This is a genomic window from Dyella japonica DSM 16301 (genome assembly GCF_001010355.1).
Classification (GTDB): domain Bacteria; phylum Pseudomonadota; class Gammaproteobacteria; order Xanthomonadales; family Rhodanobacteraceae; genus Dyella; species Dyella japonica.
Window position 1 is genome coordinate 1 of sequence record NZ_JPLA01000071.1, and the last position, 12,155, is coordinate 12,155.

The window sequence follows — 12,155 nt, forward strand, 5'->3', positions numbered from 1 at the left end:
TACAAGTCCAAAAACTGGACAGCCTCGCTGGAAAGCGGCTACGCCTTCGACATCGGCCACAGCGCCAACCGTGCCTGGTACATCGAGCCCGAAGCACAGGTGATCTTCAACCGCTACCACGCGCCCAAGCACGTGGAAGCCAACGGTACCGAAGTGAGCGTGGCGCAGGGCGGTGGCGTGACCACGCGACTGGGTGCGCGTCTCTACACCCGAGAGCTGGACATGAACCAGAACCGCGTGCAGCCGTTCATTGAGACCAACTGGTGGCATAACGGCCAGGCGCAGGCAGTGGCCTTCAACGGTGAACAGCAGGCCGCGCAAACGGCCAAGGACATCTTCGAAGTGAAGGCTGGCGTGCAGGCCGAGCTGGGCAAGGGCTGGGCGGGCTGGGGTCATGCGGGCGTGCAGATGGGCGCCGGCCACCAGCGCGGCGGCGAAGCCCAGGTGGGTGTGAAGTACAGCTGGTAATGCCGCACAAGCGAGTCTGAAGGGAGACAGGGAAGTCACCGCCGCCTCGGGAAACCGGGGCGGTTTTTTCTCCAATACGCAAGGGTAGTGGAACTGCCCGACTTTGATCCGAGTGACAGGCATGAAGCGGCGTCATCGGAAAGACAGCACACCATGAAAAATCTGCTTTACAACGCTAGCCGTCAATCAACGCAGCACGCATCAAAAAGAGACGCGCACCAGCGAATCCGACTAGGCCAGGCCTGGTTACGTTCGCTTCGTGGCGAGCCACTGATGGTCGACATACCCATACCGTACTTCCGGCTAACTGACCTGGAAGGATTTGAAATGGACGTCCGTTGCTTCATGCAGGAAGCAGATGATTCTTGTGCCGACGGAATCCATGAAGAAATCTTCGTGTGTCCGACCATACGGGAAACGGATTACGGGCGATTCTATATTCGCCTGACAGGCCGCGAAGACATTACTCAACCGTTCATTCGTCTATCCATTTTGATAGGCGGCTGCTTCGGTCAAGTCAAGCGCGATTTTCAGTTGCGAATGATCAGTCGCTCAAAGCGACATCCATCCGTGCAGGTCAGTTAAAAACTCGGCCTATCCCTACATGAAATGTGCACAACCTGAAGCCAGGGTGGTGGGCGAAATCAGACTTGTCTGATGGTTTGCCAGGCAGGTTAGCCTCACAATTTGCGACGCTTGACGCATAGCCGTTGTGATCATAATCACGTGCGCTCAGCGGTATGGCGACAGAGCGACCAACCTTCCAAACCATGACTTGGACGCGCGTATTTCGTTTCCCTAGATCGAAAGTAGAGTGTGATGAATGTAATGCCTACGCGCGCCAGCAAGGCGCGAAGTAAACGACGGCTAAGCGCTGCAACACAGGTTCTGTTGGCCAGTTATATCGTTGTTGCGACGTCATTTGGTTTGGTAACCACGCAAAGTGCGTATGCCCAGGCAGTAGATCGTGATGCGTCATCGCTTGCAGCCCATGTGGCTAATGGTTGCGCCTCTGCCGCCTCAAGCGGCCACGCCGTGTCAGCTGGCTGCCAAGCACGGGTTCTCCATCTTGTGGATGAAGCGCACCTCTCCTATTTGAAGGGTGCCCCCGAGGCAGCTCGCCCCTATCTCGACCAAGCGCGCCGTGTGGCGCCAGACGATGTTCATGTGACCTATGAGCAGGCGCTCGTGGATGACGCAACCGGGCAACACCAGTCAGCGCGTCAAGGTTACGACGCACTGGTTGGCACGGCAATGACAGGCCTCTCGGCCGTGCCATCAGCGGTCAATCTGGTGCTTTTGGGCCGCTTTGAAGACGCCCGCCGCGCTTTCATGCAGCTCAGCAAAAGCGACGACGCTTACCTCAAAGCCTACAGTCAACTGTGGCAGCTATGGCTGGATATGCGCACCTGGCAAGGCAACAACGTTGAGTTGCGCGGCTACATAAAGCACGAAGCGGCGAAAATTCAGCCAGCAACCGCACAACAGCAAGCGCTTAAAGCCCTCTATGAAGGGCACATTGCTGCAGACAACGTATTTGCAGCCATCGACGGTGCCATGACACAAGGCACGCCGGCATGGCGCGATGCGCATACCGAAGCAACCCTGTTTGCCGGTAGCTACCTGCAGTTTGTTCTGCGCGATGAGCCTGCTGCGCGCCAGCGATACCAACGCGATATTTCCTCCTTTAGTGCATCGATCGAGCGGCCTGTTATCCAGCAGCTTCTCTCCACGCACTAAATCTCCTACTCCCCTTTCCTTTACATCATGACCCTGGTCGCCCCGGGGCGGAGCTTCTCGTGAACAAAATCTACCGACTTGTCTGGAACAGCAGCACCAACGCCTTTGTTGTGGTGGGCGAGCACGCTACTGCCCGCGGCAAAAAGAGCACTTCCGGGGGCGGCCGAAAGGCGTCTGTGCTGTCGGCGACAGCATTTGCGGCCATGACGGCCGTGCTTGGTGCCGGTACGGCACAGGCGTATGTGGCAGGTGGCGGAAGCAACCTGGACGGTGGTGGTGCCGCCGCCACTTACAACACAGCCGTGGGCTATAACGCGCAGGCAAACGTCACCAACGCGGGCCCAGGCAGCCCCAATGTGCCCGGTGGCTCTGCGTTTGGTTACGGCGCGCAAGCCAATGCTGCGGGCACCACCGCGCTTGGGTATACCTCCGTGGCCAGCGCGGTGAATGCCACCGCGGTTGGCTACAACGCCAAGGCGACCGCCGGTAATGCGGTAGCCTTGGGCATTGGTGCGAACGCATCGGCAATTCAAAGCATCGCGATCGGTGATCTGGCAACGGTTGCAGCAGGCTCGGGCAGCGACGCCATTGTCATCGGCACAATGGCGGGCAACAACGACACGTTGGGTGCCAGCGCCATGGCCATCGGAAAGGTGGCGTCGGCCATGGGCACCAATGCGGTCGCTCTCGGCGCTAGCGCAAAGGCGGGCACTAGCGCAGCCAATAGCAGCCCGATCGCGATCGGGTTTCAATCGGAAGCGACTGAGGACGGTACCGTAGCGTTAGGCGATACCGCTCACGCATACGCAGCCAATTCAGTGGCAATAGGCTTGCAGTCGCAATCCTTGGATGAGTCTTCGGTAGCCGTGGGTGCGAAGGCGAAGGCCTCTGGGATGCAATCGCAAGCGCTGGGTGTGTCGGCGGAATCCAGAGGAAAGTGGAGCCTTGCGGCGGGTACCAATGCCCACGCAATTGGCGCGGCTTCAACCGCTCTCGGTCCGTCGGCCTACGCAAACAACACTAACGATGTCGCGCTGGGCGCCGGTTCGAGCACGGACTCTGCCGTGAAAACCTCCAGCACCACCATCAATGGCGTCACGTACAATTACGCCGGTATCGTCCCCGGTAGCACGGTGAGTGTGGGCAGTAGTGGCAGCGAGCGCACCATCACCAATGTGGCAGCTGGTCGCGTCGATGCCAACAGCACCGACGCCATCAACGGCTCGCAGCTGTATGCGGTGGCCAGCAAGCCCATGTCGTTTGCCGCCAACAGCGGCACGGCCATCGATCGCACGCTGGGCCAAACCCTGACCATCTCCGGTGGAAAGACCACGACGGGCACCTATTCGGATGCCAACGTCAATACGGTCACCAACACGACCACCAACACCATTGATGTGCAGATTGCGGATTCGCCGAAGTTTGGCAACATTACCATCAACGATCAGAGCGCCGGCAATATCGGCAAGATCACCGGCGTGGCTGACGGTGCAGTCACCAGCTCGTCAAAGGAGGCCGTCAACGGTAGTCAGCTGTATGCGGCCAAGACGCACTTCTACAGCGTCAATGACACCACCGCTACGGACGGCAATTACAACAACGACGGCGCCACCGGCAAAAACGCGCTGGCTGCCGGCGTGGCAACCAGTACCACCGCAGAGAACGGTGTGGCGCTGGGATACAAGGCCGCCGCAGGTGCGACCAACACGAAGACAGGTGAAGTCGCCAAAAGCATGACGGCCATTGGCGACAGCGCCAAGGCGGCGAGCAACAATGCCATAGCCATTGGTACAGGTGCTAAGGCGGGTGGGGCCGACACTATCAATGGCGGTTTTATGGACGATGCCATTGCGGTGGGTACAGGTGCCGCGGCGACGGGGGCCGAGTCGATCGCCCTGGGTAAAGACAGTGTCGCCAACGGGCCGCAAAATACCGCCATCGGCAACGGCGCAACGGCTAACGGCAATAAGTCGACTGCTTTCGGCAATGGCGCCACAACTTACAATCCTGAAGGATTGGCGTTGGGCAACAGTGCGAAAGCCAAGGGAAGCTATGCCGTCGCTGCAGGTGCTGGCGCAACGACCGGTGACTATGAGGCGATTGCCATCGGCCATAACGCCAACTCGGGAATCGACCCCAAGAACCCGTTGACGACGCCGGGCACGAAGTATTCTGTGGCACTAGGCGCTAATTCGACCGTTGGCCTTGGTGCTGATGAAGGCATGGCGTTGGGTCACAAAGCCAACGCCACGGTGGCCAATAGCGTGGCGCTCGGCGCAAATTCGCAGGCGACGGCACCAGTGGTACCCGTATCAAGTGCCACGGTGGGTGGCGTCACGTATAGTGGCTTTGCGGGTACGACCCCGGCGGGTACGGTAAGCGTCGGATCAAAAGGCGCCGAGCGCCAGATTCAGAATGTCGCGGCCGGGCAAATCACCTCATCAAGCACCGACGCCATAAATGGCTCGCAGCTCTACAGTGTCGTGAACAAGCCGCTGACCTTCACCGGCAACACCGGCACGGTGGACAAGAAGCTGGGTGAAACCCTGTCGATCCAGGGCAAGGGCACCACGGCTGGCACCTATGTGGGCGATAACCTCAAGACCGCGGTGGACGCCAACGGCGTGCTGCAAGTGCAGATGACCGACAAGCCCGTGTTCACCAGCGTGACGACCGGCAACACGGTGATGAACAACAACGGCCTGACCATCACCGGTGGCCCGAGCATCACCGTGAACGGTATCAACGCCGGCGACAAGAAGATCACCAATGTCGCCAATGGCAATGTCACTGATACCTCCACCGATGCCATCAACGGCTCGCAGCTCTACGGTGCCGTGAACAAGCCGTTGACCTTCACCGGCAACGACAACAGCGCGGGCGATGTGCAGCGCAAACTGGGTGAGACCCTGTCGATTCGTGGCGACGCTTCGACCGCGGGCACGTACTCGGCGGCCAACGTGAAGACCATCACCGACCCGACGACCGGTACGATCGTCGTGCAGGTGGCCGACTCGCCGAAGTTCGGCAACGTCACGATCAACGACAGCAACACGGGCAAGATCACGGGCGTGACGGCAGGCGACATCAGCGACACGTCGACGGACGCTGTCAATGGCTCCCAGCTGAAGGCGGTGAGCGATACGGCCAACGCTGGTTGGACGGCGACCGATGCCAACGGCAACAAGGCCCAAATCACGCCGAACGGCAAGGTGACCTTCAAGGGCGACAGTAACGTCATCGTGGCCCAGACCGGCAAGGATGGCGCGGGCGAAGTGGACGTGCAGCTCAAGAAGGATCTGAACGTCGACAGCGTCACGACCGGTAACACGGTGATGAACAACAACGGTCTGACCATCACAGGCGGCCCGAGCATCACCGTGAACGGCATCGATGCGGGTAGCAAGACGATCACCAATGTGGCCCCAGGTGTGGCGGGCACCGATGCGGTGAACGTCGACCAGCTCAAGGCGCAGCAGACGCACTATTACAGTGTCAACGACAACGGCGTGCAGGGCGGTAACTACAACAACAACGGCGCCACGGGCATCAACAGCATGGCGGCCGGTGTGGGTGCCTCGGCCACGGCGGACAACAGCGTCGCGCTGGGTGCCAACAGCAGCACCGCGGCCAACCTCGCTCAGGCCGCTTACGTGCCGGTGGCGGGTGCTACGATCGCAGGCATCTCGCCGGTCGGCGAAGTGTCCGTCGGCTCGGAGGGCAAGGAGCGCCGCGTGACCAACGTGGCAGCCGGTGCGGCCGACACCGATGCGGTGAACGTGAGCCAGCTCAAGGCCGTGTCCGACGTGGCCAACGCCGGTTGGACCGTGACCGATGCCAACGGCAAGAGCGCCAAGATCAGCCCGAATGGCTGGGTAGCCTTCAAGGGTGACAACAACGTCACCGTTGATCAGACCGGCTATGACGGGGAGGGTCAGATGGAGGTGAAGCTCAACAAGGATCTGAACCTCAATAGCGTCACCATGGGTAACACGGTGGTGAGCAACAACGGTCTGACCATCACAGGTGGCCCGAGCGTGACCATCGACGGTATCGACGCCGGCGGTAAAAAGATCACCAACGTGGCCAAGGGCGAAAATCCCAACGACGCGGTAAACGTGAGTCAGCTCAACAGCACCGTGACGGGTGCCAAAACGCGCTACTACAGCATCAACGACAACGGCGCGCAGGGTAGTAACTACGAGAACGAGGGCGCAACGGGCATCAATGCCATGGCTGCCGGCGTGGGTGCAGGTGCTACCGCCGCATCGGCGACAGCATTGGGCAACAACGCCAAGGCCAACAACGCCAACGACGTGGCGCTGGGTGCAGGCTCAGTCACGGATGTGGCTCACGCTACCAGCGGTACGACCATTGCCGGTACGGATTATTCGTTTGCGGGTGCCAACCCGACAAGCGTGGTCAGTGTCGGCAGCCAGGGTAATGAGCGCCAGATCACCAACGTCGCAGCCGGTCAGTTGTCCGCAACCAGCACCGATGCCGTAAATGGGTCACAGCTCTACGCCACTAATCAGGCAGTCAACACGCTGGATGGTCGCGTGACCAATGTGGAGAACACCGTCAACAACATTGCCGGTGACATCACCAACATCTCCACGGGCCAGGCTGGCATGTTCCGCACCAGCACCGACATGAAGGCACCGAGCCCGACACCGTCGGGCAAGAACTCGGCGGCAGGCGGTGCGGGCGCGGTGGCCTCGGGCGACAACAGTCTGGCCGTTGGCAATGGCTCGCAGGTGACTGCCAACAACAGCGTCGCCATCGGTAATGCATCGGTCGCTGACCGTGATAACTCGGTGTCGGTCGGTTCCGCGGGTAACGAGCGTCAAATCACCAATGTGGCGGCCGGTGTTCAGGCAACCGACGCGGTGAACGTGAGCCAGCTCAAGGCCGCTCAGTCCGGTGGTGTTAAATACGACACCCAGGCCGACGGCGCGACGAACTACAACGCCGTCACGCTCAACCCCGGTGGAAGCCCCACGGCTATCCACAACGTTCAGGCTGGTACCGCCACGTCAGACGCGGTCAATGTGGGCCAGCTCAACAGCGCCATCAACAACTCGCAGAACTGGGCAAAGAGCTACACCGATCAGCGGGTCAACCAGATGGGTAAGAAATCCTCTGCCGGCACGGCCGCCGCCTTGGCAGCCGCAAATCTGCCGCAGGCGTATCAGCCTAACCAGAGCAGTGCAGGTGTGGCTGTCGGCAATTACCAAGGACAAAGCGCGATCTCCATTGGTGTTTCCACCATCACCGAAAGCGGACGCTACATCTTCAAGGCCAGCGCCACCGGTTCTCAGCAGGGTGGCGTGGGCGTGGGTGTTGGCGCCGGCATGGTTTGGTAATGAAGCAGCGTGCCCCTGCGCCATGTGGTGCAGGGGCGTGCTCCAGCCTTCCCATCTATCGAATAAAAGGTTTCTTCTTCATGTGTATCAACCTCAAATATTTGAAGGCGACGTTGCTCGTGTTCGCCACTTCCATGGCCCTCACGGCATGCGGCAACGTGAGCAAAAACGTTCATGCGGATGGCCAGTCGGCCGACGAGCTGGTGTGGCCAAAAGTAACGGACGCCACGCCCATGCACAAAGGCGGCACGTTTCCCAACCGAAACAATCTTGCGCTAATGCATGCGGGCCTTAACAAGCATCAAGTCGCGGATCTGATCGGCTTTCCGCACTTCAGCGAAGGCGTGTGGTCCGTTCGCGAATGGAACTATGTATTCCATTTCCGTGACCCGGTGAACCCCGACCAGGTGACAACCTGCCAGTACAAGGTCCTGTTTGACGACGATAAGATCGCCAAAAGCTTTTACTGGTCGCCAAGCAGCTGTTCCGCCCTGATTTCGCCGCCCGCCACCGCTTCCGCTCCCGTGCCTGCGCAACAGCGATTCGACCTTTCCGGCGATACGCTGTTTCCGCTGGGTCGCTACCGCGTTGAAGAAATTCTGCCGGGTGGACAAGAACAGCTCAACAAGATTGCAAGTCAGCTACGTCAATCGACGGGAGCCACCGTACAGGTCATTGGGCACACCGACATCCTCGGAAATAGCGCAAGCAACCTCACACTTTCGCAGAACCGAGCCATGTCTGTGCGCAGCTACCTGATTTCCCATGGTGTTTCACCGGCGTCCGTCTCGGCAGTTGGCGTGGGCGAAACGTGGCCCGTCAAGAAATGCAACACGAATCTGGACAATCCTGCGCTTATTGCATGTTTGCAGCCCAATCGTCGTGTCGAGATTGTGGCGTCGGGCTTTGGTGCTTCGTCTTCAAAATAACGATGCACTGGGAGTGCGTCCCGAATGGTTTCGCTCTAAGCCACTAAGACCATCATCGGCGACGCACTCATTAAATCCACCGCTGAGAGTGCTCGCCAGATTTCGCCAATGGCGAAATGCCTAAACTCAGCGGCCAGGAGAAAAGATGATGAGAAATTTCAGCAAGGCCGTTTGGGCAACGTGGTGGCGCACGGTTAGGCGTAGCGTTCTGTGCTGGTTTGCAGGTGGTTTTGTAGTCGGCTGCGCATTGGGAGTTTGAATCGCAGTGACGTCCCATGAGGCTGAGTCACCTTCACCTGCCCACCAGGGGTTGGGAATGGGGTTGGTGCTAGGGTTCCTGGCGGCCCTCAAGCGATTGCAGCGCGCCGCCCACCTGTTGGATTCAGTCAGTGAGCAATCCACGACCGAAAGGGTGGAGTGAATGACTCCCGACACGCTAATGCGCAATCTGCACGGGCGTGGTGCGGGTGCAATGCTCTTGATATGCGGGTTGCCTTTGCTTTGGTGAGGCACACACCAACCGATTTGTGATGCCCGTGCAAGCGCCGCCAGTATCAGCCATAGCGCCAAAGCCACGCTTGCACAGCCGGCACTTCTCATCCTTGGAGCGCCTCACGCCGTTTTCGGTGAATACGCAGCGACAATGCTCGGTCCGCTCGGGCCATCCAGCAAGCCGACAAGGTACGGGTGGATTCTCATTGCTGTGCTGCTGCTCGGCGTCCTATATGCCCGCTATGTTGTCAGCTGCCTACACACGCTTGGCTACATGGTAGATGACCCGTGGTTGGCTTGGCGCCAACTATTTGGCAAGCCACCCGACCGAATGGCTTGCATCAAGCGCTTGCATTCATGCCATCCCGTCATTTCAATCGAAAACGAAAGCCCCATACATGTCGACACCCGCGCGCTTGCTCGCCTCCCTTGTTTGGATTGTGCTGATAACGGCATGGACTGCCATGCTGGAAACTCGTCATGAGCCCATGCTCAGTCCTGAGGTAGGCATTCAATTCCTCGTTGCGCTCATAGCAACACCGTACTTGTCCGTCATGCTTTGCAAACCTCGTCAGCGCCGGCATCAACGCCGTTATTTCGAATAGTCGACGAGCGTTACTCAGCATGAGATAGCCTCGCGCCGACGTTCGGTACGCGCATCGTCACGCCTCTTGCCAGTGCGTCATCAATGTGCGGTCGAATTCCCCGGCACGGCCGCGAAAGCGATATCGCGCGATTTTCATTCATTGAAAGCAGCGGCGCCTCCGGTTTTGGCTCTCATGCCAAGCAAAGACACCGCATTTCAATAGATTCGATCCTTATTTCCTCAAGATTCGTGCTGGCCGCTCACTGCTTGAGTTTGTGATTCTCATCCTCAAGCGACCAATGCCGACGTTGCTCGAACACGCGCCTCCCAGCTTCTTGCTCCAGTCGTAAACACAAGCATTGGGTGCTGCACTTTGCGGCGCACCTCCTATATCGGTGCACCTGCCTCCGGCAACGTTCAGGAAAACACAATGTGTTCTTCAATGAACAACCAGTGCCTCCTGGTAACGGGTTGCATGGGATCCGACGTGTAAGGAATGTTCTTCTACTGCGCGGTCTGCTCGGCGGAAGCATCAAAGGCTTGTAGTTCTTCGCGCCACCTCAGTCAGGCATGGCAGTGCATGTGCCCAAAGAAAGAACTTTTTGGCCCATGGCTCGCATTTTTGAGTTTTTTCTCATAGCGATGTCTTGCGGGTATTTCATATGGTGCTGCGGCTTTCTTCGTCGGTTTCGGCGTTGAACAGATCAAACCATTGCGCTGATCAACAGACTCTACATCCCCAATGAATGCCGTCGTCGAGGCCATCTTTCGTAGGCGTGAAAGAGACAGGGTCAGCACGGATTGCCTACCAAGGAGGTTACGCCTAATGAATACGTCGTATCGCGTTGTATGGAATGAGTCCACTGGCACGTGGGTCGTGGCCTCGGAACTGGCCAAAGGCCGCAAAAAGAAAGCAAAAACGGTCGTTATCGCAGCAGCACTTGCATCTGTCGCGGTCTCGACGCCGCTGCTCGCTGACATGTCCGGAACGACGCTGGGTAACGGCGCCACCGCTACGAACACAACTGCGACCGCGGTGGGCACCAGTGCATCGGCTACTGACACAAATGCGACCGCGGTGGGCACCAGTGCAACGGCCACGGGGAGCGGGTCGACGGCAATGGGTGTCGACGCTAATGCCTTGGACAATGCCACCGTTGCGATAGGTATGAACACTTTGGCAGGCGCCGATGCGGCTGTGGCCATCGGCACTGAAGCACATGCTACGGCTGCCCGAGCTGTAGCTTTGGGCAATGGCACGGTAGCTTCCGACGTCGGGGCTGTCGCGCTCGGCGATTCAGCTAAGGCACGCGGCCAAGGCTCTTTTGCGGTGGGTATCGATTCCACGGCTTCAGGTAATGCATCACTCGCTGTTGGTTCCAAGGCCACTGCACATGGTGATCTATCCATCGCACAGGGGTACTTCGCCAATGCAACAAGTCGCGGCGCTACGGCGTTGGGTGCCAGCTCAACAGCTGAGGGTGACTATTCGCTCGCGCTGGGCTATTCAAGTCGGGCAATGACCACCAACGGGATTGCCATCGGTTATCGTGCGATATCCAAGGCAGACTATGCCGTGGCACTGGGCCGCTCCGCCCGAGCCGAAGCGCTGAACACCACGTCCCTTGGCATTCGGTCGGATGCGTTAAGCGAAAACGCCACGGCGGTCGGCGGCTACGCCGTTGCATCGGAGGAGCGCTCCGTGGCCTTGGGGTACGGCTCAGTAACCGACGTTGCCAACACCGTCTCGGTGGGCAATGCCAAACCAACGCAATACACCTTCAATGACGACAATGGCCAGCCCACGACCATCCTGTTGCCGGCAAACACTCGCCGCGTCGTGAACATGGCTGCCGGCATTGATCCGACGGATGCCGCTAACGTGTCGCAGCTTGCCGTTGTCGCATCTGCTTTGGGCGGCGGCGCGGGCGTGAACGCGGACGGTAGCATCAGCGCCCCGAGCTATGCGCTGACCAACGCGAATACCATCGCCGGGGATTTGAACGGGGCCGCGACTGATGTCAGCACTGGCTTTGCCAAGGTCGACGCCGCCCTGGGTCAGCTCAACGCCCAAGGCATGCATTATGTCAGTGTGAAGCCCTATGAGTTTGGCGACCCCAACAGTGAGTTTGGCGACCCCAACAGCAACTACAACAACGATGGCGCCACGGGAGAAGGCGCCGTCGCTGTGGGCTTTCTGGCTTCGGCTTCTGATGACCAGGCCGTTGCGATCGGGCCGGTTGCTCACGCGACGAGTTTCGGTGCTGTGGCCATGGGCCATCAGTCGGCAGCGTCTGGCAAACACGCGACGGCCGTTGGTTTTGCCGCGGAAGCAACCGGCGATGACTCTCTCGCTTTAGGGCGCGATGCGAAAGCGAAGGATCAGAGCTCCACGGCTATGGGTTTCTTGGCCGAGGCGAGCAGCGCCGGGGCAACGGCGGTGGGCACAGGCGCAAACGCCTCGGGCAGCAATTCGGTTGCCCTGGGTCAAGGATCCGTTGCCGACCTCGACAACGTCGTGTCGGTCGGCGCTAACGGTAGCGAGCGCAAAATCATCAACGTGGCGGCGGGCAG

General features: G+C 59.3%; 6 protein-coding genes and 1 pseudogene. All 7 read left to right on the top strand.

Annotated features, from left to right (window positions below; genetic code table 11):
- A partial coding sequence (locus Y882_RS18095) for an autotransporter outer membrane beta-barrel domain-containing protein (protein WP_046973355.1) occupies positions 1 to 468 on the top strand: 468 nt, incomplete at its 5' end.
- 87 nt (positions 469 to 555) lie between these two features.
- Complete coding sequence (locus Y882_RS18100; RefSeq protein ID WP_162207432.1) at positions 556 to 1,053, top strand: hypothetical protein; 498 nt, start codon at positions 556 to 558, stop codon at positions 1,051 to 1,053.
- 306 nt (positions 1,054 to 1,359) lie between these two features.
- A complete protein-coding gene (locus Y882_RS18105; RefSeq protein WP_156171582.1) occupies positions 1,360 to 2,208 on the top strand; it encodes a tetratricopeptide repeat protein in 849 nt (282 codons plus the stop codon).
- Between the two features lie 59 nt (positions 2,209 to 2,267).
- A pseudogene (locus Y882_RS21025) lies at positions 2,268 to 2,399 on the top strand (ESPR domain-containing protein); the annotation flags it as partial.
- A 12-nt stretch (positions 2,400 to 2,411) separates the two neighbouring features.
- Positions 2,412 to 7,574 (top strand): YadA-like family protein, encoded by a 5,163-nt coding sequence (locus Y882_RS20140; protein WP_046973358.1) that lies wholly within the window; start codon positions 2,412 to 2,414, stop codon positions 7,572 to 7,574.
- Positions 7,574 to 8,503, top strand: coding sequence for an OmpA family protein (locus tag Y882_RS18115; protein WP_082121182.1), 930 nt, complete (start codon positions 7,574 to 7,576; stop codon positions 8,501 to 8,503). Before Y882_RS20140 ends, Y882_RS18115 begins: the two co-directional genes overlap by 1 nt.
- 1,904 nt (positions 8,504 to 10,407) lie before the next feature.
- On the top strand, positions 10,408 to 12,155 hold a 1,748-nt coding region (locus Y882_RS20145), incomplete at its 3' end, for an ESPR-type extended signal peptide-containing protein (protein ID WP_280136542.1).